Raw genomic sequence first — 23,930 nt, forward strand, 5'->3', positions numbered from 1 at the left:
ACCCACCTATCGACTCGAGGTGTGCCTGCGTCGATATTCGGCCGCCCTGGCCTGATAGTTCTTGTGTTCCTGCGCGTGGTCGGGGGGAAGGTGCGGCGCGTCAGGGGATGTCGTGGCGAAGAACCGAGTGAGTGCGGTGTTCGAGCTCACGGCGAGTTCTCCGGAACGTTGGAACATTGTTGTCTCATAGCGGGTGATCGCGTCGTCGAGGTTGTTCTCTTCATTGATGGCGTGCGCGAGTTCCGCGCCGTCGAGTAACGCGAGGTTTGTGCCGTGGCCGCCGAAGGGTGCCATCAGGTGGGCCGCGTCGCCGATCAAGGTGACACCGGGGACGTGGTTCCAGGTCAGCGGAGCGGGCAGTGCCCAGAAGCTGCGTTGCACGTAATCGCTGTCGATGTCGGTGATCAGTGGGTGCATCAGCGCGGACCATCCGCTGAATTCGCGCAACAGATAGGACCGGACGGCATCGCTGTCGGTGATGTCGACGCCCGCGGTGACATACCAGTCGAGCTCGGCGCGGAAGGCCACGTAGCCGCGGACGACGCCGTTGCTGTTGCGCTGGACGATCACCGCGCGGCCGTCGCCGTCGGTGGAGAACATGTGGCCGTCGCCGACGATCGCGGCGATCTCGGGGTGTTTGGTGTCGACGTCGTCGAATCGGGCGTCGAGGAAGCAGACTCCGAGGTACTGCGGCACCGCATCGGTGAGCAGCCTGCGAACCGGCGACCATGCGCCGTCGGCGCCGATGACGAGGTCGGCTTCGGCGCTGGCGCCGTTGGCGAACTCCAGTCGATACGCCCCGCCGTCGATCGGGATCGCTTGCAGGAGTTTGTGTCCCCAGGCGACCGTGCCGGGACGCAGGTGGTCGTAGAGCATGGTCCGCAGTTGGCCGCGGTCGATCTCGGGAGCCGCCTCGTCACCCTCGGCGGGAACGAACTCGGCCAGTACGGTGCCGTGCTGGTCGCGGCGGCTTTTGGCCTGGCCTTCAACTCGGGCCAACGCGCGGAAGGCGTCCATCAGGCCAGCGTCCTCCAACGCGATCTGGCCCGAGTCGGCGTGCATGTCGAGCGTGCCGCCCAGGTCACGGGCGTCCACGGCGGCGTCAGCGTCGTACACCGTGGGCTGGATGTCATATCCCTGTAGGACGCGTGCGCACATCAAGCCCGCGGGACCGCCGCCGACGATAGCGATTCGGGGTGTAGTCATGAGTGGATCCTTCCGAAGTTGTTGCGGCGGTGGAGTTGTCGCCGCCGGGCTGAGGCCGGAGGGCCTCACCCCGACCAGCATAGGTGAATCCGTTCGAAAAGTATAGCGGTTCTATTTTTCAATCTGTTCTACCCGTGCGCTAAGGTGGGCAGGTGACCGAACCAGGACGCCGCGAGCGCAAGAAGGCCGCCAACCGCCAAGCCCTGGCGGACGCGGCGGTGAACCTGTTCCTCGAGCGCGGCTACGACGCGGTCGGCGTCCGGGAGATCGCCGAGGCGGCGGATGTCTCGGTGGCCACCCTGTTCAAGCACTTTCCCGACGGCAAGGAAGCACTGGTCTTCGACCAAGACGCCGACCGGGAGGCTTGGCTGGTCGCCGCCGTCCGCGAACGCCCCGCCGACCAGTCCATCCCCCAGGCGCTACGGCAGCTACTGCATGACGAACGCGCCCGACAGGTCCGCACCGACCCCCGCTTCCCCGACTTTCTCCGCTTGATCGACACCACTCCGGTGCTGCGCGAACACGCTCGCCGCATGTGGCTGCGCCACGAGAACGCCCTGGCCGCAGCGATCGCCACCGACACCGGACTGCCCGAGAACGACCCCGCCGCCCAGGCGCTGGCCCACTTCGCCCTCGAAGCCTCGAGCCTCGTGCATGGACGAGACGACCCCGACGCCGCACTCGACCGAATCTTCGCCCTCCTCGACGCCGGATGGGCAACCACGGCGAAGGAAGCAAGGCACAACCGCACCTGACCGACACACCCGCGCACGTCGTAGTCGGGGCGAGATATGTTGCGGCGCAAAATATCCGAAGATCGGTAGCCGCTTCCCGCCGATCTCAACGGTCCGCTTCGGCAGACTGCTCGGATTTCGAACGGTCACATGACAGTTCGCGACAACCTGATCAGTCGCGGGACATGAATCAAGACCCTGGCGCCGGTGGTGAGCAGCCCGTGTCCGGGGCCATGCCCACCATGAGAACGAGGCAATACCCGGCCGCCATGACGAGGATCCCGGTGGTGGCCAGTAGGAGTGATGACCAGTGCATGCGGCGGAGATTCGCCAACAGATAGATCAGCAGGAGCACTCCGAGCGCGAGCATGATTATCGAGCCCGTGGTCTGAATGCCCTCGAGTAACGCGTAATCCCGGTCTCGCTGCCCAGCGCTGCCGTGCGGGCCCACATCGCAATAGTCGCCGTTGGCCGGAGTGATCACGTATCCGGCCACGGCGATCGCCGGTCCAATAAAGATCGAGCCGACTATGTAGATCACTGCAAACAACAACGGCCGGTTCTTGATCATGGCGTCAGACAATAACCATCCACTGTGGGGAGCCTGCGGTTGTCGTGTGGAGATTCCGTGTCCCGCAACCCTTCACGACTGCCAGCGGCTCCGGGCCGGTTCGAGCCGCGGTCACCGTGGAATGCCATCGAACCCGGAACCGTTGGCACAAACATGGTCAACTCGGGGCACAGCTGGATCGGTAAATGGCGTAACCAATACGGCAGCACCCTCATCGTCACCGACGACAGTGGCGGCGCGATTACGGGCACGTTCGAGACGGCGTTAGGCGACAGCTCCTTCGCCGGTGTCCAGGTCCCGGTGACCGGCCTGCACCTCGGCAACTGCATCAACTTCACCTTCGTTCGCCGTTCCGCCACCGGCGATTCCATCGCCTCGTTCACCGGCCTGCTCCGAAACGGCAAGCTGGAAACGCTGTGGCATGTCATCAACGACCAGGCGGTCAAGTCGCCACGCCCCGACGCCCCACCACAGTTGATCGAATTGCCCTGGGCCCACGCCGCATTGACCAACGCCGACACCTTCGAACGCCTGGATCAGCAAGGGCTCCGTTGACCGGCTCGCTGCCGCACGATGGCGCCGACGAAACGCCAGTGCTCGACGAGCTGATCGACCGCCGCACTGAACATCCGTTACCGCCGACGAGCGCGCTCGCGGTCGGCACATCCGGCACCCAGGGAAAATTCCTGTGTGCCGCAGAACCCCGTTGGGCTACTATCGATCTCGTGCCACATCGTTAGGTTCCTCTCCGCCTCTACCTGGTGACTCGCGCCGATCTGGCGCCGGGGACGCAGGTCGCGCAGGCGTCACACGCCGCTTTCGACTTTGCCGTCGCGCATCCCGACGTAGTCGATGACTGGCACGCCACTTCGAACGTGTTGGTGGTGCTCGCCGCAGCTGACGAGCTGTCTCTCGGCTGGTTGTGTACCGACGCCGCCGCTGCGGGCCACCGACTGATCCGGGTCAACGAGCCCGACCTCGACGGTGCGCTGACAGCCGCCGCGTTCGAACCGGCCGCCCGTCGGCTGGTCGCCCACCTCCCTCTCGCCTTCGCTGAACGAGGGGAGGTGAAAAATGACTGATTCCATCCATGCTCAGCTGAGCGCCGCGCGCGACCAACTCGTCGAGCTCGCCGCCGAGCGGGACGCGCTGCGCGCCCAACTCATCGGGGACTTCCCAACGGCCACCCGCTGGCTGCAGCGCAAGGTGTGGCGGCAGGCGGCCGCGCTCGACGTGCTGAACCGCCGCGTCGTCACGCAACGGTTCGTGCTGCGGACGCTCGACGAGCTCGGGCGATCCCTGACGGCCGAGGAGTACCGAGCCGCCAGGGCCGGGACCGCGAACGCCGAGCTGCGGGACCGGATCGACGATCCGGACGCGGCCTGATCGGTCATCATGGGGTGACCGGCAGCCGCCGGTCACCTCTCAGTCCCAGATGCTCGACGGCCGAGCAGCCGCCTCTAAAGCGGCCTTAAGCGGGTTCGACTCCCGCCTGGGGCACTCGCCACCTACCTAACCGCCGCTCGACTACGTATCTAGGTGAAAATCACCGACGCGAATGCCGGTGCGCGGATGGAAATCTCGATGTCAGCAAGCGAGCACGACTTGCCGGACACGAGGAGGACACCATGAGCGCGGCACCTTACGAGGCGGTGGAGCGAGAGAGCGCCACGCCGGCGCGCATCGCCCGCGCCACAGTGCTGGCCGCCGCGACGCTGACGGTGATGGGTCCGGCCGTCATCGCGCCGAGCCTGCCCGCCATGCGCGAGGCGTTCTCGGCGGTGGCGGGCGCGGATGTGCTGGTGCGGCTGGTGCTGACCGTCACGTCGCTGGCGATCGGCCTCAGCGCGCCGCTTGCGGGCATGGCCGCCGACCGGATCGGGCGTAAACCGCTGCTGGTTGGCAGTCTCGCGCTGTACGCCGTGGCGGGAGCGGCCGGGTTCTTCGTCGACAGCATCGGTGTTCTGCTGGTGACCAGAGCCCTGGTTGGTGTCGCGGTCGGCGGCATCATGACGGCGATCAGCGCCATCATCACCGACTGGTTCGAGGGGCCTAAACGGGCGACTTTCCTTGGGCTGCAACAGGCTTTCGCCAGCATCGGCGGCGTCGTCTTCCTGCCGCTGGCCGGTCTGCTTGCCGCGTCGAACTGGAAGTTGCCGTTCTGGATCTACGGTGTCTCCGCCGTGATCCTGCCGTTCGCGCTGCTCGCGCTGCGAGAACAGCGGCGCGACAAGGTATCCGGACCGGCTCTCGACGCCGCCGGTCCGCGGTCACCGATCTTCCGGCCGATCGCCGGACTCTACCTGCTCGCCTTCTTGGTGACGCTCGCCTTCTACATGGCCCCCACCCAATTGCCCTTCCTGCTGGCGGAACTGCACATCGGTCCAGCCCTGGTCGGTGCGGTGATAGCCGCGACAACGCTCAGCAGTGTCGGTGGCGCACTTGCCTTTCCGTCGCTGCGCGGCCGCTGGTCGCCGAGTGTCCTCACGGCCGCCAGCATCGGGCTGCTCGGCATCGGCTGGATGCTGGTCGGCACCGCGAGCACGGTGGTGCAGGTGGTGGCCGGACTGCTCGTGGGTGGCTTCGGCGTCGGCCTCGCGGTCCCGAACCTGAACCTGCGATTGAGCGACCTCGCACCGTCAGCCAGTCGCGGCCGGATCCTCAGCGGCCTGGTTACCGGAATCTTCCTCGGCCAGTTCGTTTCTCCGCTGATCGTCGCGCCACTCATCCAGCTCACCAGCATCGGCGGCGCGTTCCTCTGGACCGGGATCGCCATGACCGTAGGCGCGGTGATCGCACTGCCACTGCTCCGTAAGACCAAGTAACGCACGCGAATTCCGCAACAACCACCGAGTCAGCACACCTGCGGCTCGCCCGAATGAAGGATGAAAGAAATGATCTACCACGGCAACCGCTTCACCCTCCGCGCCGACGCCACCCCCGAAGCCGTCGAAGCAGCCCTCGAGAGCCTGCGCAACCAGGGACGGACCATCCCCTCGGTGAAGTCCTTCGTGGTCGGCCCCGATTTCGGCGGCGAATACCAGTGGGGCGCGGTGTTCGTCATCGAGGACCTGGCAGGCTACTGGGAGTACCTGATTCACCCGGCGCACCGCAACACCGACCGCGTCGGTCTGCCGCTGGTCGACAAGTTCGCCTCCTTCGACATCACCGACGACGCGGACCCGGCGATGGGCGAGAAGATCGCCGAACTGCACCAGCGTCGCTACGACAACGACGCGGAACTGACCAAGCTGGTCTCCGATCTCGGCGAATACAGCGGTAGCGCCGCACCGGGACGGCACGGCGAGAAGTAATCGCCCGATCGAACCTGAACCCCCTGTCGGATAACCCGTCCGACAGGGGGTTTCGCGTTGCCCGAGGCCTGTCTGCCCACCGAACAGGTGGTCCGCACCAAGTCCGGGCGTCCGCACAATCTTGGCCACCGATGAATTTCGGGAGAATCCGCCGTCGATACCTCTGAATACACCGACCGACAGCGGCGGGCCGTGCTGGGATCGTCCAGCACGGAAAGAAACACATGGAGGCAAAGATGAGCGTCGACAATCCCGCACACGAGCAGTCGGGCCGGACGGGTGCGCAGGTGGGCGCGGTGAGCGGTCCCAAGGTGCTCTTGGCGGGGGCGAGCATCGCTGGGCCCGCGCTGGCCCACTGGCTGCACCGGCGCGGAGCCGAGGTCACCGTGGTAGAGCGAGCCCCCGAGCTGCGTCCGGGTGGGCAGGCGGTGGACGCGCGCGGGGTGACCAAGGAGGTAATCCGGCGCATGGGGCTGGACGCCGCGGTGCGCGCGGCCTGCACCGACACCGCGGGCGCGCACACCGTGGACGCGGACGGGAACGTGCTGGAGACCTTCCGCGTGGACGACGACGGCGGCGACGGATACATCGCGGATATCGAGATCCTGCGCGGCGACCTGTCCCAGGTGCTCTACGACGACACCCGCGACGCTGTCGAGTACCTCTTCGGCGACCGGATCACCGAGCTCACCCAGGACGCGGACGGGGTGGACGTGACCTTCGAAGGCGGCGACCGCCGGCGCTTCGACCTGGTGATCGGGGCCGACGGCCTGCACTCGGCCCTGCGCACCATGGTTTTCGGGCCGCGCGAGCAGTACGTCCGCCATCTCGGGCTGGTGCTTGCCTTCTACAGCGTGCCCAACGAATTCGGGCTGGACCGCTGGCTGCTCGACTACCAGGAGGCCGGGCGCTCGGCCATGCTGCGGCCCATCCGGGACGCCACCCGGGCGATGGCCATGTTCTCCTTCCCCTCGGCCGACTTCGAGGTCGACTACCGCGACATCGCGGCCCAGAAGCGGCTGCTGCGCGAGCGGGTGGCCGACCTGGGTTGGTTGACTTCGGACATCCTCGCGCACCTGGACGACACCCCGGACTTCTACCTCGACCAGGTCGCCCAGGTGGTCATGGACCGCTGGTCGAGCGGCCGGGTCGGGCTGTTCGGGGACGCGGCGTTCAGCGCGTCGCCGATGTCCGGGCAGGGCACCGGGCTGGCCCTGGTCGGCGCCTACCTGCTGGCCGGCGAGCTGGCCGCCGCCGGCTGGGACCCGGCGGCCGGGTTCGCCGCCTTCGAGTCGCGGATGCGCCCGTTCGTCGAGGCGAACCAGGAGATCGGCCGGTTGCACGCGCACACCCTCACCAACCCCGCGCCCGCGGCCGAGCCGGGCACCGAGCCCGCCGTCGAATGGGACCTCGAGCTGATCGACCGTGCGCTCAACGGCGTCGAGCTGCCCGATTACGCGGGACTGCCGGACTCCAGGGCTACGGCCGAACCGCTGATCACCTCGTCGGCCAGGCCGTAGCCAGCACTCGAATCAATCGGGATCGCCGGGCGCGATGGTCAGGCCGAGGGCGGGATGCCCGTGCGGCTGGATTTCGAGCGCCCGGCCGAACCAGGCGAAGATCGGTGCCAGGTCCGGCATCGGCGGCCAGTTGTTGATGGTCGACACCAGCTGCCAATATCGCGTCACCCGAGCGTCGTTGGCGACCTCCAGCCGCTCGGCGATCCAACGCCGCAGGTCGGCGTCGTCGGGTCTGGCGAAGGTTTCGGCGTAGCGCGCGGTCAATGTGTTGACGACGGCCGCCGCTTCGACCGCATCCGGTGCCATGCCCGCGGCCAGCGCTCGGCCGACTTCCGCACGCACGGCCTCGGTCAGGTCATGATGCAGTCCTGTGCTGTCTCCGTCGGCTCGTTGCCGCTCCTGGTATTCGGCCATCCGCCGCACCGCGGCCCGAAAGTCGTTGTCCTGCACCAGCTGTACCAGTTCCATCCACGCCTCGACCTGCTCGGCGGCCGGCTCCTCGGGCAGGTCGGGCATGCTCGTGCGCAGCAGCTCCACCATGGCCGGATTGGCGTCGGCGGCGCCGAACAACGCGCGCCGCAGCCGCAGCACCCGGATCTGCGCGTCGAGCGCGGCCGCGTGTGCCGCGGCGACCTCGGCGAGCGAGGTTTCGCGGGCGAGAACGCGGCGCACCGTCGGCAGATCGATATCCAGTTCGCGCAGTGTCCGGACGAGTTCCAGACGCGCTAGTGCGTCGATGTCGTAGAGGCGGTAGCCGGCGGGGCTGTGGCTGGTCGGCGGGACGATCCCCGTGTCGGAGTAGAACCGAATCGTCTTGACCGTCACACCGGTCCGCTCGGCCAGCGCTCCGATCGGGAAGAGTGTCTCGTCGTCCATGCCCCAAGCTTGGCGTCTCCCCCTGATGGAGACGCAAGTCGACGCGGATCGCGATGCGGTGCGGCACGATATGACCGGGGGATCCAGCCGCAGAGGAGGACCTGATGTTGCCGGTGATCTACTCGATGAGTGTGTCGCTGGACGGTTTCATCGCCGGACCCGATGGCGACATCAGCTGGGGGGCGCCGGACGCCGAACAGTTTCGCTTACACATCGAGCAGACCCGCGACATCGCCGCGTATGTGGCCGGCCGCGGCGTGTATCAGGACATGCTGGTGTGGGAGACCGCCGAACAGACCATGCCTGGGGAGGCGGAACTGGAGTTCGCCCGGATCTGGCGGGCTATCCCGAAGGTGGTGTTCTCCCGCACGCTGCATTCGGTGACCGGCAATGCGCGCTTGGCCACCGGCGACCTCGCCACCGAGGTCGACCGGCTGCGCCGCCAGCCGGGCGAGGGGGTGGTGTCCGTCGGCGGGGCGGGTCTGGCCGCGGCGGCCATCGCCGAGGACCTGATCGACGAATATCGCCAATTCGTTTGCCCGTCCATCCTCGGCAACGGCACCCCCTATTTTCCGCCGCTCGCCCAACCACTCGACCTGCGGCTGATCGAGTCCCGAATCGTCAGCTCCCGCGTGGTCTATCTTCGCTACCAGCGCGTGCGCTGAGTTGGCCTTCGCACCGGGCGGCGCGTCAGCTCAGCTCCTGGGCCAACCCGACGACAATGCCCTCGGGCCCACGGACGTAGCAGAGCCGGAAGATCTGCTCGTACTCCTCGATCGTGCCGACGAGTTCGGCGCCGTGGGCGCGCAGGCGGGCGACGACGTCGTCGACGTCATCGACGGCGAACATGATGCGACGAATGCCGAGCGTGTTCGCCGGCGCGTTCTTCGGCTCGGGGGTGATCACCTTCGGCGCGTGGAACATTGCCAACTCGACCCCACCGAGTTGGCCCGGAATCCGCAGCATCGCGACCTCCTGGCGGACGTCGTCGACCCCGATCACCCGTTCCACCCACCGTCCCTCGACCGGCCCCCTGTTCTCCAGCTCCAAGCCGAGTTCGACGAAGAACGCAATAACAGCGTCGAGGTCCTCGACAACGATGAGCACGTTGTCCATCCGCTGAATCGCCACAGCCCTATCTCCTTTATCGGCAAGCCCACCGTGCGTTTTGGTGCACACGACAGTAATGACCCACGGCGAGCCGGAAACTCATCGCACGCGGGTCACCGGCTTGACGAACTCTGCTGGGCCGCCGCGATCTCCCGCACGGCGGCGGCGACGGCGCGAAAGTCCTTGCGCAGGATGTGCGAATGGTTGCTCGCGACCTTGGCGCTGACCTGGATGTTCGGGTTGCCGGCGAGGACGGGCTCGAGCGAGGCGCGCACCGCTTCCATCTCCTCGGCGCCGCCGCCGAGGTTGGCGCCGGTGGCCAGGACGTAGCGCATCGGGCAGGTCACGTTGCCGAGGACCGGCGCGAGCGCGGCGTGCAGTTCGTTGGCCTCGATGTTGATGTCGGCGTGCTCGGCGGCGCTCATCCGCGCGGCCAGGCCGAGCGGACGAGCCACCGGCAGCAGAAATCGCATCCGGTGGAACAACTTTCGGATCCGCTCGCGGCCTTCCTCGCCGGTCAAGCCGTACGGCATCGCACCGTCCACCGACACCACCCCGACGACACGGCCGGGATTGCGCTGGGCCCAGTGCGCCGCGAGCAAGGCGCCGTAGGACCAGCCCACCAGGATCGGCCGGTCCGCACCGGTCGCCGCGAGGACGGCATCGATGTCGCGCAGGCACGCCTCGAAGGAGTAGTCGGCCGACCGGCGCGACTTGCCGCGGGCCCGCTCGTCGAAGCTGATGTGCCGGTAGCCGTCACCGAGTTCGGCGATCACCGGCCGCCACGGCCGCCGGTCGGCATAAGAGCCGTTGAGGTAGAGGACCGGACGGCCGGAACCACGGGTGTCGGTCACCGACAGTGCGGTGTCGTCGACGGGCACCATGCCGGTCCAGGTCGAGGCGGTCGAGTTGCTGGCTGCGTTGTTCATGTGCACCACTGTCGCCAGCCCCGCTGTCATCGACCTGACGCTGGCCTGACACGGTGTGCGGCCTGCGTCAGGGCTATGGCAGCGGATCGGGTGCGATGCGGAGCAGTTGCTTGCCGAGGTTGCGTCCTTCGAAGAGGCCGCGCAGCATGGCCGGCGCGAGTTCGAGCCCTTCCTGGATATCTTCGGCATACACGAGCAGGCCCTGGGACATCCATTCCTGTAGTCGGCCGAATGCCTCCGGGAATCGGTCGAGGTAGTCCAGAAAAATGAACCCCTCCATCCGTGCCCGCTTGATACCGAGCTGCATGTAGTGCCGCGGTCCGGGAGGCGGTTCACCGGCCGCATAACCGGAAGAGATGCCGCCGCAGACCACAATTCGGGCACGCTCGGCGATATTCGCCAGTCCGGCGTCGAGGACAGCGCCGCCGACGTTGTCGAAGAACACGTCGATACCCTCGGGAGCCAGGTCGCGCAGCCGCGCCTCGACATCGTCGGACTTGTAATCGATGCAGGCATCGAACCGGGCGACGTCGGTGACCCAAGCGCACTTGGCGGTGCCGCCCGCGATCCCGACCACCTTGCACCCCAACGCCTTAGCGATCTGGCCCGCGACGGACCCGGTCGCGCCGGCGGCCCCGGACACCAGCACGGTCTCCCCCGCCGCCGGCCTGCCGATATCGATCATGCCGAAGTAGGCGGTCAGCCCGGTCGCGCCGAAGATGCTGAGCATCGCCTTCGAATCAACGCCCGGCGGAACGACATTCATCCCGAGCAAGCCCGGACCCGAGGCGATCGCGTAGTCCTGCCACCCGACCATCCCGCAAACCCAGTCTCCCACTGCGTAATCGGCGCTGTGCGAGGCCACCACCCGGCCGACACCGCCGGCCCGCATCACCGTGCCCAGTGGCACCGGATCCATGTAGTTCGGGCCGTCGTTGAGCCAGCCCCGCTGCGTCGGGTCGAAGGCCAGCCAGACCACTTCGACAAGCGCCTCGTCCGGACCGGGCGTCGGGACGGCGCTGCTCCTGAGCTCGAAGTTGCTGTCATCGACCGGGCCTGCCGGTCGCTCGACGAGGATCCACTGGCGATTCACCCGGCGAAGCTAACCCGCCTGCCCGATCACTGTCATCCGAATTTCCCGATCTCGCACCGAGACTCGGACCGTGGTCGGCCGGCCCCGCTGTCAGTAAGGAGCGGGTACGTCGATGGTCAGCTCGGATGGAGTGGGGTTGGTGCTCACCTGGACGGCGACGGGGCCCGAGCCGTCGAGCGTGAAGAAGGCGGCGTTCCATCCGTAATGGCCGTCGTATTGGGTTGTGCGGGTATCGGTCACGGTCGCGCCGGTATTCAGATTGCGCATGGTGACCGTCGTGGAGATGGCGCAGTTGTTTGTGCCGCCGGGCGCGGCGGACATCGAGCCGAACGGATTATTGGTGGCGTCGGGCGTGAAATTCACCGTCACCCGCGCCATGCTGTCGATGAAATCCGCGAACTCACGGGCTTGCTGTCCCTGACTGGCCGACACCTCGGCCGAGACCGTTCCCACACACCCCGGCCCGCCGTCGATGTGCGCGGGTTCGAATCGCACCGGGTCCACCGCGCCTGCTGGACCAGCGGATATGGCGAACGCGACCAGCGGAAGGGTCGATACTGCCGCAAACTTCAGAATGCCTCGCATGATGACTCCCATCCTCGTGCGGATCCGCAGTGGGGTTCTCGTGCCATGCCTGCGACTCAGCAATTATCTGGCAAAGTTTCACGCTAGCAGAGTGAATCCGACACCACTACCGGGCTTGCAGCCAGGCCACGATGGCAGCGACAACCTCCGGATCCAGGCGGGCGTCATCGGCGTTGTAACCCACCATGACCTGGGCCTGAACCAGCTCGGAACGAGGTCGCGGCTCATGCTTGAGCACGTGGTTCGCATCATCGGGGAACAGGAACGTCACGTTCTCGCGTCCCGTGGCCGCATGCCGCAGCGGCTCGCCGTCGGCCTGCCAGTCCACCTGGACGTCCTTCTTGCCGATGACGACGAGGACGGGCACGCGCACCCGGCCAAGCGGAGCTGCCGCATCCGCCGTCCACAACTCGCGGGCGAGGGCAGGTTGGCCGGGCTTTCCAGGGAGCGCAGGAGATTCGTAACATCTTCGGGCAGAGCGGGATCCGGGGCAACCGGCGCTCCGGCCATGAAACGCGCGATCGACGCGTCGTACAGCTCGAGCAACGCCGCCCCGTCGGGGATCGCCGCCGCCTGCCCGGCCAACTGCGACCGGGCCACGTCGCCGACGGCGCGCCCAGGAGGCCCGGTGAGAATCAGCCCGGCGAAAGGGATTTCAGGTTCACTCAGCGCGTAGTTGAGAACGTGCACCGTCCCCTCACTGTTGCCGAGTCCGAAAATCCGGTCGGCCCGGACGTAGTCCTCGGCCGCGAGGGCGCGCACCGCGCCGGTGAGCTCGTCGAGGTGGCTCTGCATGCTCAACTTGCCGATCAGCAGCGGAATGGTCTCTCGCACATGGGGTCCCGCCGCGCGCTTGTCGTAGCGCAGCGAGGCAATGCCAGCCTGCGCGAGGGCCTGCGCCAGTAGGCGGCCGCTTCCGTTGGACCCGGGAAGCAGGGGCGAATTCCAGTCCCGATCGGTGGGGCCACTACCGGCCACCAGCACCACACCGGGGAACGGGCCGGGGCCGTCGGGCCGCACCAGCGTCCCGTATACGGTGGTCGGACCGAGCGACCAGCTTATTTCGCGGCTCTGCACGCTCGTATCGTATGTTCCCCGCGTTGCCCGGGGCTGGACCTCAACGTGGGGAGTCGGCGGGCGGGATCCTGGCGCAGGTTCCAATGGCATCAACACCGGATAGACTCACATTCGGAGCACCGCTCCGAATCTGCGGCCGATACCAGACGCAGAACCATAGGAAGGGAGCGCCGCGTGAGCGCAGGCAACCAGCCACTGCCGACGACCACGAAGCGCGCGGACGCCCAACGGAACGAAAAGGCCCTGCTCGATGCCGCGGCATCGGTCTTCGTCACCGACGGGGTGGACGCACCCGTACGCCGGATCGCCGCCGCGGCTGGCGTCGGCATGGGCACGATCTACCGCCACTTCCCCACCCGCGCGGACCTCGTCGTCGCCGTCTTCCGGCATCAGGTCGACGCCTGCGCCGAAGCCGGGCCCGCCCTGCTCACGACCGCGCCGTCACCGTTCACCGCGCTGGGCCGATGGGTGGATCTGTTCGCCGACTTCCTGGCAACTAAGCACGGCCTCGCCGCCACGATGCGCAACGACGCCGAGGCCTTCGCCACCCTGCACGCACTGTTCGTCGATCGCCTCGTGCCAGTGCTCGACAACCTGCTCACCGCCGCGCGGGACGCGGGCGAGGTCACCGCCGACTGCACCGCCTACCAGCTGCTCCGAGCGATCGGCGACATCTGCGCGGGCGCGGAAATGGTTGACGCGCAATACGACCCGAGGCTCACCATCCGTCTGCTGCTCGATGGATGCCGGTAGGCCGCGCAGACGTTAAGAATCGCGGTCCCATGCGTTCTCAGCGATGGCGCACCACCCGCCAGAGGACGAACACGCCGAGCGCGACGAGGGCAGCGGCAGGCACTGGCTGGCTGCGCGCCGTGTCGACCAGCGAGCGACTTTGTCCCGCAACGGGTTCGGGGGAACCGACCCGTTCGGTGGCGACGCGAGCCGTTGCCGTCGCCTGATCGGTTCGCTCGGTGGCTTTCCGGATCGCCGCTGCGGCCTTTTCCCTTGCCGCCGCGGCCTTTTCCTCGGTCACCCGCTGCGCCTCGGCCGTCGCGGCCGCGGCGTTGCGTGATTCTTCAGCGGCCTTCTCTTCTGCCCGTCGCGCCACTTCGGCAGCCTTCTCCTCCGCGATCCGGCGCAGCTGCGCGGTCTTCTCCTGCGCGAGTTGCTCGGCTTCGGCGGCCTTTTCGCGCGCCGCGTCGGTTACCTCGTGGAATCTGTCGCGTTCGGGGGGTTCTGGTCGACTCATCATGTCCTCCTTTCCGCCGCGGAGTTGTCCGCTGACGTCGCGTGTTCTCCAGCGTCCCGGTGCTTTTCGGCGTCCTCGTCGGGCATCGCGCTGGTGTCGCGTGGTGGCAGGAAGGGTTCCTCGTCGGGCGGGAAACCCTGCTCGATGCGCCGCCCGCGGGCGAGCTCGGCATCGAATTCGGCACCGAGCAGCACCGCGACATTGGAGATCCACAGCCAGACCAGAAAGACGGCGACGCCGCCGAGCGATCCGTACACCTTGTTGTAGGAGCCGAAATTGGCGACATAGACGGCGAATCCGGCCGAAGCCGCGATCCACAGCAGCACGGCGAGCACGCTGCCCGGACTGAGCCAGCGGAAGCCGGGCTGCTGCGCGTTCGGCGCGGCCCAGTACAGCAACGCGAACAACAAACTGACCAGCACCGCGAGCACCGGCCATTTCGCGATGTCCCACACCAGCACACCGGCCGATCCGACACCGAGCCAGCGCCCGAGACGTTCGGCGATCGAGCCCGTCGCGACGACGCCGATGGCGCATACCGCGAGCAGCACCACCAGCGCGGCGGTCAAGCCGATGCGCACCGGAATGGTCTTCCAGATCGGCCGTCCCTCAGTGGTGTCATAGATCGCGTTGGACGCTCGCATGAAGGCCCCGATGTAGCCCGAGGCCGTCCACAAGGCGGTGGCAAGGCCGAGGAGCGCCAACGGCCCAGCCAATTGCGGCGATCCTTGCAGCTGCTTGATCGAGTCGACGAGCAACGCGGTGCCGCTGCCGGGTCCGATCTCCTGAATGGTGTCGACCAGCGACTGCGTGGCGGACGGGCCGAGCGCCCCCAGTATCGCGGTGAGCACGATGAGACCGGGAAAGATCGACAGCACGCTGTAATAGGTAAGCGCCGCAGCCCAATCCGTGAGGTTGTCGTCCAGTAGCTCCGTCACGGTCCGCCGCAGCACTCCCCACCACGACCGCCAGTGCAGCACCGACGGCCCGCTCGACCAGTCCACCAGCCGGTGTACGCGCCGCGCCGCGCCCTGCTTCGACATACCCGTCACCTCTCGATCGGGGAGCGAATACCCGGCCGCCGCACTGGCAAACTCGACGCGCTACAGCTTGCGCGCCATCACGAATTCCACCCGGGGATCTCCCGGCCGGACGAGCCCGCTCTCCCCGGTTCGCACGAAACCGTTACGCAGGTAAAGCCGTTCGGCCACGACATTCCCGTCGGCGAACTCCAACCAGACCACGCTGTGCCCGCCCGCGGCAGACCAGTCGAGGACAGCACGCACCAGCAGATCCGCCACCCCGGTGCCACGCGCCTCGGGCGCCACCCACATCGAAATCAGGTGCACACCACCACGTTCGGGGTCGGGCATACCGGCGACCGTGCCGAGTTCAGCGCCGTCGGCGCTGGCGACGAACTGCGCCCGATCCGTGAGCGCCGCCCGCCAATCACTTTCGGTGCGTGCCTGCGCTTCGGCCAGCGTCGTCCCGAAGAACTGCGGAGTGTCGGCCAGCGCCCGTAAGCGAACCCGCCGGAACACTTTCCATTCGTCGGCGGTCAACAGCCGGATGTCGATCGTCGATATGTTCACCCGAGTTTTCTACTTGCCGGGCGCCTACCTGCGCAAACGCTTTTGGCACCGGCCGGGCTCGGTGCCGCGACAACCGTTGTCGCGCAATCAGAATCCGGCCCGGCGGATGCCGCTGAACTCGACCGCGGCGAACACCGCGACAACCGTCGCGCCGACGAACATGAACGCCACGCCGAGACCGGTCAGCGCGATCAGGCCGGACACCGTGAGCACCACCATGCCGACCGCCGACAGCGCGTTCACCGCGACGACGCCGACCGCCTGACGGAACGGAATCTCCGGCGACGCGGCGATGAGCAGCAGCGCAAGCGCACCACCGAGCATGGCGACGCCGAACGGAATCGACCAGGAGGTGGGCAGGCCGAGCGGGTCACGCAGCACTGTGGCACCGGCCAGCATGACGACGCCGAACGAGCCGGTGCTCCACCCATCCATTCGCAGGGCGGTGCGCAAGAAGTCGGTGCTCAGCGTCGGCTGGGTCGCCAGAAAGGTCGTGCTCATGTCCAGCTCCTGTTGGTCGAGACGGCGGGGCCGATCGGCTCCCGTGCCCCTCACCCTGCCGAGATGAGGTGAGCGTCTCAATAACCTCAGAGGTCATGGCCGCGCGACGCGGCCGGTGATTAGCCTGCTCAGGTGGCACAAACTCGAGGAGAAACGCGATCGCTGATCGGCGGGCTATTGCGCGAATGGCGGCAGCGGCGCAGGCTCAGCCAGCTCGACCTGGCGCTGTTGGCGGACACCTCGGCTCGGCATCTGTCGTATATGGAGACCGGACGCGCCAAGCCGAGCCGAGCGATGGTGCTGCGTCTGTGCGCGGCGCTGGAGGTGCCGCTGCGCGACCGCAATACGCTGCTGCTGGCCGCCGATTACGCCCCGGCCTATCGGGAGAGCAGCCTCGACGACGCGAGCCTGACCTCGGTGCGGACCGCACTGGAGACGATGCTGACCGCGCACGAGCCGTATCCGGCCGTCGTCGTCGATCGGTGGTGGAATGTGGTTACCGGCAATGCGGCCATGGGTGTGCTGATGCACGGGATCCCGGAACATCTGCTGCTGCCGCGGCCGAATGTGTATCGCCTGGTGCTGCATCCGGAGGGGCTGGCCGCGCGGCTGGCCAACCACGGCCAGGTGCGCGAGTTGTTCCTGGAGCGGCTCGCCAGGCAGGTCGGCGCGAGCGGTGATCCGCAGCTGACGGCGCTGTACGGCGAGGTGAGCCGGTATCCAGTACTACCCGATCCGCCGGACGAGCCGAAAAATGTTGCGGCGCAACCGAGTCCGTTCGAGGTGCCGATCCGGATCCGGACACCGATGGGCGAGATGTCGATGTTCGCCACGATGGCGACCTTCGGCGCACCCGCCGACGTCACGCTGTCCGAGCTGGCGATCGAATTGTTCTACCCGCTGGACGAATTCACCGCGGCCGCGCTGCGTGGGCTGGCGGCCGCGGCGAATTCCTGAGGTCGAACTAGATGGGCTGGAATCCGGCTCCGACGCCGCCCTGGGCGTTGATCGCGGCGAGGATCACCACGATCGGCTGGAAGAAGGCAGGCGAGTGGACGGGGTTGGCGGCGTTGGTGCACGGCACGTCGAAGCCGATCGGGCCGAGCCCGGTGAGCCGTCCCTGATTCATGCCGACCAGCCGGTCGCCGACGACGACCGGGCCGCCGGAATCGCCTGGCTTCGAGCAGTATTGGTTGATGCTGGTGCCCTCCAGCTCGCCCCACACCACGCCGCAGTCGGTGCCGGTGGTGCGTCCGCTGGAGCACACGGTGGCGCCGGGGCCGGGGGCATCGGCGACGCCCGCGATGGTGGTCGGTCCGACGGTGCGCACCGGGGTGATCTTCGCCGGATCGAGTTCCAGGACCGCGTAATCCAGGCCCTTGCCGTCATCGGAGTACGCGACGGTGCCGAGCACGCCGGCCTGCGGCGTACGCTCGGAAACCAGCCGTGCGCCGGTGGGCGCGCAGTGGCCCGCGGTGATGCCGACGAGCCTGCCCGCGCCGTCGTGACCGATCGCGGTCAGCGAGCAGACGGAGTCGTTGTCGAACGCGATGCCGGAGCTGCCGCCGAGCACCGCGGTGGGCGCCGCCGACGCGGTGCCCGCGGCACCGACGATTACCGACGCGATGGCCGCTGTCGCGAGCGCCATCGATCTGAATTTCGTTGTCACTTCTCTCCTTATTCGAAAAACCGGGGAGGGAACCGCCCCCGAGACAATCTGCGGTCGCCGGATAGGCAAGCGAAAACGCCTGCGCAGAGGAATTTCATCGACGCTGGTTATCCGTCAGCTAACTCAGCATGGACAGGTGATGGGTGGGTCCACAACACATCTGTGCGCTGTGCCACAACGGATCAGCAATTGAGACCTGAGCCACAAGGCTCCGCGTCGACCCTGAAAAGCGTTCGCCCGAACTGACTTTCACCCTCACCCAACCCCCAGCTGCGGCCGTTTTGCCTGGCCGACGAGACTCAACTGTTATACCACCGCACGCGAAGCCGGACGGAACATCCAGGTCCCGAGCTCGCGAGTGACAACCACTCATCCTGGGCAGATGGTGACAGAGCATGATGACCGTCGCCGAGCATCCGGCGACGGGCAGGTGAACACAGCTGGTCGAATAGCCGACTGTAAGTCGGCCTTAAATGCATTGAAGCAGTAGGTGATCCGCCTGCTACAGGTAGGAGGTGTCGTTCACCAGACGCACGGACGAGCCGCCGTCCGGATAGAACTCCGCGATCGACAGCGACGCCAGATCCAGATGCAGCCGATACAGCAGTGACGGCCCGACACCGAGCGCCAGTTGCAGCAGCGTCTTGATCGGGGTCACATGGCTGACCACCACCAGGTTCGCGCCCGGATACAGCCCGACCAAATCGCGGCGAACCGCGTCCACCCGCTCCCGGACCTGGTCGAAGCTCTCCCCACCCGGGGCGGGCAACGAAGGATCGCCCAGCCAGCGGGCATGCAGCTCCGGGTCGCGTTCGGCCGCCTCGGCGAAGCTCAGCCCCTCCCACTCGCCGAAGTCGGTCTCGATGAGCCCGTCCAGGACGGTGAGCGGCGCGTCCAGCGCGGTGGCCGCGGCCTCGGCGGTGTCGCGGGCCCGGCTCAGCGGCGATGTCAGCACGGCGGCGATATTGCCTTTGGCGGCAAGCATTTTCGCGGCACGCGCGGCCTGCTCCCGACCCAGGTCGGTCAGTGGCGGGTTGCCGCGGCCCGAATAGCGGCGTTGCACAGAGAGTTCGGTCTGACCGTGGCGCAGGAGCAGCAGCCGGGTCGGGCGACCGGTGGCGCCGGTCCAGCCCGGTGCGGGTTGCGCGGCGACGGCCGAGACGACCGGATCCAGCCGAACCGGTGCGGCCGTTGGCTTTTCGGCCTCGCGGGCGGTGCGCACCTCATCGACCATGGTGCCGTCGTCCATTGCCTCGTTGGCGAGGCGGTCGGCGTGCGAGTTCTCGGCGCGCGGGATCCAGGTGAAGCTCACCCGCTCGAAACCCGCGACGAGCCTGCGCGCCCGGTCGGCGAGCGGAATCATGGCCGCGTGCTTGACCTTCCAGCGGCCGGACATCTGCTCGACGACCAGCTTGGAATCCATTCGCACGGTGACGATCTCGGCCCCGAGTTCGGCAGCCGCTTCCAAACCGGCGATGAGGCCACGGTATTCGGCGACATTGTTGGTGGCGATGCCGATGAACTCGCGACGTTCGGCGAGCACCCGCACATGGTCGGCGGCGAAGACGACGGAGCCGTAACCCGCCGGTCCCGGGTTGCCCCGCGAACCGCCGTCGGCCTCGACGATCACCTCGCGCTCGGTCACCGCAGTGCCCGCCGCGCGGCGATCACAGCCCCGATTCCTTGGTGCGCACCAGGATCGCGCCGCATTCCGGGCAGCGCACGACCAGCTCCGGGGCGGTCTTCGCGATCCTGGCGATCTCGCCGCGGTCCAGCTCGATCCGGCACGCGCCACAGCGACGGGCCTGCAGCAGTGCCGCACCGACACCGTGCTGTGCGCTCTGCCGGTCGTAGATCGCCATCAGATCGGCCGGGAACAGCGAGATCAGCTTGGACCGGTCGGCGTCGCAACGGCCCTGTGCCACCTGAAGATCCGCGAGGGCCTCGTCGCGCTGGGTTTGCGCGTCGGCCAGTTCCTGCTCGGTCTTGTCCAGTCTGGCGCCCGCGTGCTGGTAGTCGTCGGCGGAGGCCTCGCGCTTTTCCATCACTTCGAGCAGCTCGTCCTCCAGCACCGAGCGCCTGCGCTCCAGGCTGCCGAGTTCGTGCTGGATCTCCGAAAGCTGTTTGGCGTTCACCGTTCCGGCGGTCAGCATGCCCTTGTCGCGCTCCTCGCGCTTACGGACGGCCTCGACCTCGCCTTCCAGCTTGCGGATGTCGCGGTCGAGGTCGTCGAGCATGATCTGCACGGCGACGGCGGCATCCTTGTGCGCGTTGCGCTCGGCCTCGAGCCGGGCCACCTCCTGCTGTTCGGGCAGCACGGTGCGGCGGTGCGCGATCCGATTCAGCTCGGCGTCGACAGCGGCGAGCTGTAGCAGCTTGGCCTGGATCGGTGGTTCGACATTCAACGCGGACAAACTCCTGAACGCTATGGATTGGGGTCGGTGTTCAACCGTACCCCGCCGGCCCGCCCGCATTGACCGACGCCGCACCAATCGGTGTGGACGGGGTGGTTGCCCGGGCGTGCCCGTGCTGTCGGCCCGGTCGGGAGTGGGTTATGCGGGCGCGCGGGTTTTGATGGCGTCCCTGGAGATGAAGACGTCGTATTCGCCGGGTACCGCGACCACCGCGTTGCCGTAGGCGGAGCGCACGAACGGCTCGGTCCACCAGCGGCCCTTCGTCATGTCGTTGAAGAAGTCCTGGTCGCCGTCGTTGAGGAAGATCTGGTGCTGGGTCGGCGACACGCCGTCCAAGCGCTGGCCGAACAACCGGCTGATCTTGTAGCCGGAATGGAAGCCGAGCGCGTTCACCCAGGGCTCCAATTCGACGATGCCCGCCTGCAGCACCCACATGTCGCCCTCGACCTGGTACTTCAGGTGCTGGTCGTCGTGTTGGTCGTCGCCGTAGAGGGTGAGGTCGACATCTAGCAGGTGCTCCTGGCCTGCCACCGGCTTCGCCACCACGTGCGCCGCTTTGATTTCTCCGGTCAATCCGAGATAGGTCTGCAGCAATGTGGCCAGCCATAGCAGCAGCACCGCGACCAGCAGCACCACCAGTCCGCTGCCGCCGCGCGCGATCAGCGCCCGCATCCCGACCCGGCGCGCCCGCAACAGCCCGGAGATGAGCAGCGCGACTCCGATCAGGATGATCAAGATCAACCCGACCTGAACGAAGCCGAAGTTCACCGGGAAATTCATGCGGTAGTTGTACCCCCGGAACGCCGGTCGACTCGCGGAAACAGCCGACCGCGCAAACCAATCCAGCGGACACGCCCCGACACGCCGTAGTGGAGGTATCGTCTGCGTGGTCAGAATTCGATTCTTCGGGGGTTTCCATGTTGATCTGGGGTTGGCGTCAGTATGTGACGCGGCTCGCCGTGCTCACCCTGGTGTGCGGGCGGTGCGGAAATCCGGCGGCGCACGTGCTGCACAAGCTGGTCACCAAGTTCACGCTGTTCTTCGTGCCGCTGATTCCGTTGAGCACCAAGCACACCCTGCAGTGCACCTGGTGCGGCGCCGAGTCGAACCTGGTGCAGCAGCAGGTCACCGAGTTGCTCGGTCAAGCGCAGGCGGAGAACATGCGGGCCGCGCAGCAGCCGATGAATCCGTCGTGGCAGGGACAGCAGCCGGGGAGCTACTGACGCGGGTCAGCGGGATGCGCTGACCGTCCATGGATCGGTTCGCTGGGTCGAGACACGGGTCTCCAGGTCGGGCAGACCCGCGCGGACAACCCGTTCCGCCTGTGCGCACCAGGGGAATTCGGTGGCCCAGTGGGCGGCGTCGATGAGGGCGGGGCCGCCCTTGCGGAGATGTTCGTCGACCGGATGGTGGCGCAGGTCTGCGGTGACGTAGGCGTCGACGCCGCGGCGGGTGACCGCGTCCAGATAGGAATCGCCCGCACCGCCGCAGACGGCGACCGTGTAGATGCTGCGGTCCGGATCGCCTGCCGCGCGGACACCCCACGCGGTCGGCGGCAAGGCGGCGGCGACCCGGTCGGTGAAGGCGCGCAACGACTCTGGTTCCGTCAAGGTGCCGACGCGGCCGATGCCAACCGCCGAGGGCAACAGCGCCCGTTCGGTGATGTGGTAGGCCGGGTCCTCATACGGGTGCGCGGCGCGCAGCGCGGACAGGATGGCGGCGCGGGCCGAGGGCGGGGCGACGAGCTCCAGGCGGTCCTCGTCGACATGCTGGAGTTCACCGACCACGCCGAGCGCGGGCTTGGCCTCCGACATCGGCCGGAACTGGCTCTTCGCGGGAACCCGGAGTGCGCAATCGCGATAGTCGCCACTGCCGCCGGCCCCCGCCATGAACAGCGCGACCAATACCGCCTCGGTATGCGACGGAGGCACCTGCACCACCCAGTTATCCACGGGAGCTTCTGGTTTCGCATCGATCGGACCGATGACGGCGAGGCCGAGCGCGGCAGCCAGCGCATCGGAGACGCCGGGGTCGGCGGAGTCCGCGTTGGTATGCGCGGTGAACAACGCGCACCCGGAACGGATCAGCCGGTGCAGCAGTGCGCCTTTCGGAGTATCGGCCGCGACCGTATCGACGCCGCGCAGCAGCAGCGGGTGATGCACCACCAAAGCCTGTGCCCGCCAATCGATCGCCTCATCGACGACCCCCGCCGTCGCATCGACCGCGAAGAGCACCCTGGTGACCACCTCGTCCGGGTCACCGGCAACAAGCCCCACCGAGTCCCACGACTCGGCCAGCTTCGGCGGATAGGCCGCGTCGAGCACCTCGATGAGATCCGCCAGCGTAGTCATCGTTCGCCCTCCTCAGAATCGATCATGGACTGTCGCAAGGGTTGCCGAGCCTCGATTACCACAGCTCCGCCGTCCGAATCGCGGTGATCAGCTGATCGACCTCGGCCGCACCCCGCACCGCCACGCGCAGGTGATCCGGCCCGAGACCGGGAAAGGTGTCCGCGCGGCGGACGGCAATGCCCTTGCCCGCCAAGTGTTTCCGGAGCAGTTCACCGTCGGGGACGCGGAGCAACAGGAATGGGGCCTCGGCCGGGGTGTGCACGTGTACGCCGAGCTCGGTCAGCCGATGGATCATCGCGTCGCGTTCGACAGCGATGACCTGCGCGCGCCGCTGTTCCTCCGCGACCGCGGCAGGCTCGGCGGTGGCGGTGATCGCCTCCAGTTGCAGCGTGCCGAGTGGCCAGTGGGCCCGGCCGCGATTCAGGCGTGCCAGAAGTTCGGGAGCGCCGAGGAAGTAGCCGCAGCGGAGCCCGGCGAGGGCCCAGGATTTGGTGAGGCTGCGCAGGACCAGCAGGTCGGGGGCGGTGCAACCGGCGAGTGACGCCGGTTCTCCCGGCACCGCGTCGGCGAAAGCCTCGTCCACCACGATGATCCGGCCTGGTGCGCGCAGTGCGCGCAAAGTTTCGGCCGGGTGCAGTACCGAGGTGGGGTTGGTCGGGTTGCCGAGCACCACCAAGTCGGCGTCGGCGGGAACCGCCGTCGGGTCGAGGGTGTACGGCGGCTCGAGCAGCACCCTGGTCACCGCGACACCCGCCGCGCGCAATGCGAGCTCCGGCTCGGTGAACGACGGGTGGACCACGGCGGCCAAGCGCGGCGCGAGTCGCGGCAGCATCGCGAACCCCTCGGCGGCGCCGGCCAGCAGCAGCACCTCGTCCGGGCCGCGGCCGTGCCGCGTCGCCACCGCACGCCGCGCGGTGTGATCTTCCTCGATGCTCGGGTACCGGCCGAGCGTGTCCAGCCGGGCCGCGAGCCGCTGCCGCAGCCAGTCCGGCGGCGCGCTGCCCTGCACGTTCACCGCGAAATCGAGCATCCCGGGGCGCGCGTCCACGTCGCCGTGGTGGCGCAGTTTCGCGTGATCGACGCTGTCCTCGGGCACGAGATCACACCCTACGTGGCGAGCCCGCAGGTCGACCGGCCAG

The 23,930-nt window shown here is 67.6% G+C and carries 30 protein-coding genes; 11 read left to right on the top strand and 19 right to left on the bottom strand.

The features are described 5' to 3' along the window. Nucleotides 1-6: 6 nt before the first annotated feature. Complete coding sequence (locus tag ACIA8C_RS22570; protein ID WP_397137679.1) at nucleotides 7-1,206, bottom strand: FAD-dependent oxidoreductase; 1,200 nt, start codon at nucleotides 1,204-1,206, stop codon at nucleotides 7-9. Nucleotides 1,207-1,358: 152 nt separating this feature from the next. Here ACIA8C_RS22570 and ACIA8C_RS22575 point away from each other — a divergent pair, with 152 nt between their 5' ends. Continuing rightward, nucleotides 1,359-1,961 carry a TetR/AcrR family transcriptional regulator gene (locus tag ACIA8C_RS22575; RefSeq protein ID WP_397137681.1) on the top strand — a complete coding sequence of 201 codons (603 nt, stop codon included), beginning with the start codon at nucleotides 1,359-1,361 and terminating at the stop codon, nucleotides 1,959-1,961. Between the two features lie 169 nt (nucleotides 1,962-2,130). Here the strand turns inward: ACIA8C_RS22575 and ACIA8C_RS22580 are convergent, their stop codons facing one another. Beyond that, entirely contained in the window at nucleotides 2,131-2,511 is a 381-nt protein-coding gene (locus ACIA8C_RS22580) for a hypothetical protein (RefSeq protein ID WP_397137683.1), read from the bottom strand. 153 nt (nucleotides 2,512-2,664) lie between these two features. Here ACIA8C_RS22580 and ACIA8C_RS22585 point away from each other — a divergent pair, with 153 nt between their 5' ends. The 6 genes from ACIA8C_RS22585 to ACIA8C_RS22610 all read left to right on the top strand — a co-directional run bounded on the left by ACIA8C_RS22585 (nucleotide 2,665) and on the right by ACIA8C_RS22610 (nucleotide 7,345). After that, complete coding sequence (locus ACIA8C_RS22585; RefSeq protein ID WP_397137685.1) at nucleotides 2,665-3,066, top strand: avidin/streptavidin family protein; 402 nt, start codon at nucleotides 2,665-2,667, stop codon at nucleotides 3,064-3,066. A gap of 206 nt (nucleotides 3,067-3,272) precedes the next feature. Continuing rightward, nucleotides 3,273-3,593: a hypothetical protein gene (locus ACIA8C_RS22590; RefSeq protein WP_397137687.1), complete on the top strand. Its 321-nt coding sequence runs from the start codon at nucleotides 3,273-3,275 to the stop codon at nucleotides 3,591-3,593. Next, nucleotides 3,586-3,897, top strand: a complete 312-nt coding sequence (locus ACIA8C_RS22595) for a hypothetical protein (protein ID WP_397137689.1) — start codon at nucleotides 3,586-3,588, stop codon at nucleotides 3,895-3,897. The genes ACIA8C_RS22590 and ACIA8C_RS22595 overlap by 8 nt, the downstream gene beginning before the upstream one ends. A 242-nt stretch (nucleotides 3,898-4,139) precedes the next feature. After that, nucleotides 4,140-5,336 (top strand): MFS transporter, encoded by a 1,197-nt coding sequence (locus tag ACIA8C_RS22600; protein WP_397137691.1) that lies wholly within the window; start codon nucleotides 4,140-4,142, stop codon nucleotides 5,334-5,336. Nucleotides 5,337-5,405: 69 nt separating this feature from the next. Continuing rightward, complete coding sequence (locus ACIA8C_RS22605; protein ID WP_397137693.1) at nucleotides 5,406-5,825, top strand: Dabb family protein; 420 nt, start codon at nucleotides 5,406-5,408, stop codon at nucleotides 5,823-5,825. Between the two features lie 236 nt (nucleotides 5,826-6,061). Continuing rightward, nucleotides 6,062-7,345 carry an FAD-dependent monooxygenase gene (locus ACIA8C_RS22610; RefSeq protein ID WP_397137695.1) on the top strand — a complete coding sequence of 428 codons (1,284 nt, stop codon included), beginning with the start codon at nucleotides 6,062-6,064 and terminating at the stop codon, nucleotides 7,343-7,345. Nucleotides 7,346-7,357: 12 nt separating this feature from the next. Here ACIA8C_RS22610 and ACIA8C_RS22615 read toward each other — a convergent pair whose 3' ends face one another. Then, entirely contained in the window at nucleotides 7,358-8,221 is an 864-nt protein-coding gene (locus ACIA8C_RS22615) for a MerR family transcriptional regulator (RefSeq protein WP_397137697.1), read from the bottom strand. Between the two features lie 104 nt (nucleotides 8,222-8,325). Here ACIA8C_RS22615 and ACIA8C_RS22620 point away from each other — a divergent pair, with 104 nt between their 5' ends. Next, entirely contained in the window at nucleotides 8,326-8,886 is a 561-nt protein-coding gene (locus tag ACIA8C_RS22620) for a dihydrofolate reductase family protein (protein WP_397137699.1), read from the top strand. Between the two features lie 25 nt (nucleotides 8,887-8,911). Here the strand turns inward: ACIA8C_RS22620 and ACIA8C_RS22625 are convergent, their stop codons facing one another. The 6 genes from ACIA8C_RS22625 to ACIA8C_RS22650 form a co-directional block, all read right to left on the bottom strand. Beyond that, complete coding sequence (locus ACIA8C_RS22625) at nucleotides 8,912-9,352, bottom strand: VOC family protein (RefSeq protein WP_397137701.1); 441 nt, start codon at nucleotides 9,350-9,352, stop codon at nucleotides 8,912-8,914. A gap of 92 nt (nucleotides 9,353-9,444) precedes the next feature. After that, the gene (locus tag ACIA8C_RS22630; protein WP_397137703.1) at nucleotides 9,445-10,290 is read right to left on the bottom strand and encodes an alpha/beta fold hydrolase; all 846 of its coding nucleotides are present in this window, start codon (nucleotides 10,288-10,290) and stop codon (nucleotides 9,445-9,447) included. Nucleotides 10,291-10,333: 43 nt separating this feature from the next. Continuing rightward, nucleotides 10,334-11,353 carry an NADP-dependent oxidoreductase gene (locus ACIA8C_RS22635; RefSeq protein WP_397137705.1) on the bottom strand — a complete coding sequence of 340 codons (1,020 nt, stop codon included), beginning with the start codon at nucleotides 11,351-11,353 and terminating at the stop codon, nucleotides 10,334-10,336. Between the two features lie 90 nt (nucleotides 11,354-11,443). Further along, nucleotides 11,444-11,938 carry a hypothetical protein gene (locus ACIA8C_RS22640; protein WP_397137707.1) on the bottom strand — a complete coding sequence of 165 codons (495 nt, stop codon included), beginning with the start codon at nucleotides 11,936-11,938 and terminating at the stop codon, nucleotides 11,444-11,446. Nucleotides 11,939-12,044: 106 nt separating this feature from the next. Further along, nucleotides 12,045-12,209 carry a hypothetical protein gene (locus tag ACIA8C_RS22645; RefSeq protein ID WP_397137709.1) on the bottom strand — a complete coding sequence of 55 codons (165 nt, stop codon included), beginning with the start codon at nucleotides 12,207-12,209 and terminating at the stop codon, nucleotides 12,045-12,047. Further along, complete coding sequence (locus ACIA8C_RS22650) at nucleotides 12,206-13,015, bottom strand: alpha/beta hydrolase family protein (protein ID WP_397137711.1); 810 nt, start codon at nucleotides 13,013-13,015, stop codon at nucleotides 12,206-12,208. Before ACIA8C_RS22650 ends, ACIA8C_RS22645 begins: the two co-directional genes overlap by 4 nt. 174 nt (nucleotides 13,016-13,189) lie before the next feature. Here ACIA8C_RS22650 and ACIA8C_RS22655 point away from each other — a divergent pair, with 174 nt between their 5' ends. After that, complete coding sequence (locus ACIA8C_RS22655; RefSeq protein ID WP_397137713.1) at nucleotides 13,190-13,768, top strand: TetR/AcrR family transcriptional regulator; 579 nt, start codon at nucleotides 13,190-13,192, stop codon at nucleotides 13,766-13,768. A 37-nt stretch (nucleotides 13,769-13,805) separates the two neighbouring features. Here the strand turns inward: ACIA8C_RS22655 and ACIA8C_RS22660 are convergent, their stop codons facing one another. The 4 genes from ACIA8C_RS22660 to ACIA8C_RS22675 form a co-directional block, all read right to left on the bottom strand. Continuing rightward, nucleotides 13,806-14,264, bottom strand: a complete 459-nt coding sequence (locus ACIA8C_RS22660) for a hypothetical protein (RefSeq protein ID WP_397137715.1) — start codon at nucleotides 14,262-14,264, stop codon at nucleotides 13,806-13,808. Then, nucleotides 14,264-15,307 (bottom strand): YihY/virulence factor BrkB family protein, encoded by a 1,044-nt coding sequence (locus ACIA8C_RS22665; RefSeq protein ID WP_397137717.1) that lies wholly within the window; start codon nucleotides 15,305-15,307, stop codon nucleotides 14,264-14,266. Before ACIA8C_RS22665 ends, ACIA8C_RS22660 begins: the two co-directional genes overlap by 1 nt. A gap of 60 nt (nucleotides 15,308-15,367) precedes the next feature. Next, nucleotides 15,368-15,856: a GNAT family N-acetyltransferase gene (locus ACIA8C_RS22670; RefSeq protein ID WP_397137719.1), complete on the bottom strand. Its 489-nt coding sequence runs from the start codon at nucleotides 15,854-15,856 to the stop codon at nucleotides 15,368-15,370. A gap of 87 nt (nucleotides 15,857-15,943) precedes the next feature. After that, a complete protein-coding gene (locus tag ACIA8C_RS22675; RefSeq protein ID WP_397137722.1) occupies nucleotides 15,944-16,357 on the bottom strand; it encodes a hypothetical protein in 414 nt (137 codons plus the stop codon). 132 nt (nucleotides 16,358-16,489) lie between these two features. Here ACIA8C_RS22675 and ACIA8C_RS22680 point away from each other — a divergent pair, with 132 nt between their 5' ends. Beyond that, nucleotides 16,490-17,314, top strand: coding sequence for a helix-turn-helix domain-containing protein (locus ACIA8C_RS22680; protein ID WP_397137725.1), 825 nt, complete (start codon nucleotides 16,490-16,492; stop codon nucleotides 17,312-17,314). A gap of 7 nt (nucleotides 17,315-17,321) precedes the next feature. Here ACIA8C_RS22680 and ACIA8C_RS22685 read toward each other — a convergent pair whose 3' ends face one another. From ACIA8C_RS22685 to ACIA8C_RS22700, 4 genes are all read right to left on the bottom strand, one after another. Then, nucleotides 17,322-18,026, bottom strand: coding sequence for a S1 family peptidase (locus ACIA8C_RS22685; protein WP_397137728.1), 705 nt, complete (start codon nucleotides 18,024-18,026; stop codon nucleotides 17,322-17,324). Nucleotides 18,027-18,528: 502 nt separating this feature from the next. Next, nucleotides 18,529-19,671, bottom strand: coding sequence for a bifunctional RNase H/acid phosphatase (locus ACIA8C_RS22690; protein ID WP_397137730.1), 1,143 nt, complete (start codon nucleotides 19,669-19,671; stop codon nucleotides 18,529-18,531). Between the two features lie 22 nt (nucleotides 19,672-19,693). Then, nucleotides 19,694-20,431, bottom strand: a complete 738-nt coding sequence (locus ACIA8C_RS22695; RefSeq protein WP_397138165.1) for a zinc ribbon domain-containing protein — start codon at nucleotides 20,429-20,431, stop codon at nucleotides 19,694-19,696. Between the two features lie 147 nt (nucleotides 20,432-20,578). Further along, on the bottom strand, nucleotides 20,579-21,220 hold the full coding sequence (locus ACIA8C_RS22700; RefSeq protein ID WP_397137732.1) for a hypothetical protein: 642 nt from the start codon (nucleotides 21,218-21,220) through the stop codon (nucleotides 20,579-20,581). Nucleotides 21,221-21,357: 137 nt separating this feature from the next. Here ACIA8C_RS22700 and ACIA8C_RS22705 point away from each other — a divergent pair, with 137 nt between their 5' ends. Further along, nucleotides 21,358-21,663, top strand: coding sequence for a hypothetical protein (locus ACIA8C_RS22705; protein ID WP_397137734.1), 306 nt, complete (start codon nucleotides 21,358-21,360; stop codon nucleotides 21,661-21,663). 6 nt (nucleotides 21,664-21,669) lie between these two features. On the opposite strand, the gene ACIA8C_RS22710 is transcribed toward ACIA8C_RS22705, so the two are convergent. Beyond that, on the bottom strand, nucleotides 21,670-22,791 hold the full coding sequence (locus ACIA8C_RS22710; RefSeq protein WP_397137737.1) for a Nif3-like dinuclear metal center hexameric protein: 1,122 nt from the start codon (nucleotides 22,789-22,791) through the stop codon (nucleotides 21,670-21,672). 55 nt (nucleotides 22,792-22,846) lie between these two features. Beyond that, nucleotides 22,847-23,887, bottom strand: a complete 1,041-nt coding sequence (cobC, locus tag ACIA8C_RS22715; protein WP_397137739.1) for an Rv2231c family pyridoxal phosphate-dependent protein CobC — start codon at nucleotides 23,885-23,887, stop codon at nucleotides 22,847-22,849. Nucleotides 23,888-23,930 lie beyond the last annotated feature (43 nt).

It is taken from the genome of Nocardia sp. NPDC051321 (genome assembly GCF_044455225.1).
GTDB lineage: Bacteria > Actinomycetota > Actinomycetes > Mycobacteriales > Mycobacteriaceae > Nocardia.

Coding starts and splice junctions, on each gene's coding strand:
- ACIA8C_RS22570 (WP_397137679.1), bottom strand. CDS start 1,206: ATGACTACACCCCGAATCGCTATCGTCGGCGGCGGTCCCGCGGGCTTG.
- ACIA8C_RS22580 (WP_397137683.1), bottom strand. CDS start 2,511: ATGATCAAGAACCGGCCGTTGTTGTTTGCAGTGATCTACATAGTCGGC.
- ACIA8C_RS22585 (WP_397137685.1), top strand. CDS start 2,665: ATGGTCAACTCGGGGCACAGCTGGATCGGTAAATGGCGTAACCAATAC.
- ACIA8C_RS22595 (WP_397137689.1), top strand. CDS start 3,586: ATGACTGATTCCATCCATGCTCAGCTGAGCGCCGCGCGCGACCAACTC.
- ACIA8C_RS22600 (WP_397137691.1), top strand. CDS start 4,140: ATGAGCGCGGCACCTTACGAGGCGGTGGAGCGAGAGAGCGCCACGCCG.
- ACIA8C_RS22605 (WP_397137693.1), top strand. CDS start 5,406: ATGATCTACCACGGCAACCGCTTCACCCTCCGCGCCGACGCCACCCCC.
- ACIA8C_RS22610 (WP_397137695.1), top strand. CDS start 6,062: ATGAGCGTCGACAATCCCGCACACGAGCAGTCGGGCCGGACGGGTGCG.
- ACIA8C_RS22615 (WP_397137697.1), bottom strand. CDS start 8,221: ATGGACGACGAGACACTCTTCCCGATCGGAGCGCTGGCCGAGCGGACC.
- ACIA8C_RS22620 (WP_397137699.1), top strand. CDS start 8,326: ATGTTGCCGGTGATCTACTCGATGAGTGTGTCGCTGGACGGTTTCATC.
- ACIA8C_RS22630 (WP_397137703.1), bottom strand. CDS start 10,290: ATGACAGCGGGGCTGGCGACAGTGGTGCACATGAACAACGCAGCCAGC.
- ACIA8C_RS22640 (WP_397137707.1), bottom strand. CDS start 11,938: ATGCGAGGCATTCTGAAGTTTGCGGCAGTATCGACCCTTCCGCTGGTC.
- ACIA8C_RS22660 (WP_397137715.1), bottom strand. CDS start 14,264: ATGAGTCGACCAGAACCCCCCGAACGCGACAGATTCCACGAGGTAACC.
- ACIA8C_RS22665 (WP_397137717.1), bottom strand. CDS start 15,307: ATGTCGAAGCAGGGCGCGGCGCGGCGCGTACACCGGCTGGTGGACTGG.
- ACIA8C_RS22675 (WP_397137722.1), bottom strand. CDS start 16,357: ATGAGCACGACCTTTCTGGCGACCCAGCCGACGCTGAGCACCGACTTC.
- ACIA8C_RS22700 (WP_397137732.1), bottom strand. CDS start 21,220: ATGAATTTCCCGGTGAACTTCGGCTTCGTTCAGGTCGGGTTGATCTTG.
- ACIA8C_RS22705 (WP_397137734.1), top strand. CDS start 21,358: ATGTTGATCTGGGGTTGGCGTCAGTATGTGACGCGGCTCGCCGTGCTC.
- ACIA8C_RS22710 (WP_397137737.1), bottom strand. CDS start 22,791: ATGACTACGCTGGCGGATCTCATCGAGGTGCTCGACGCGGCCTATCCG.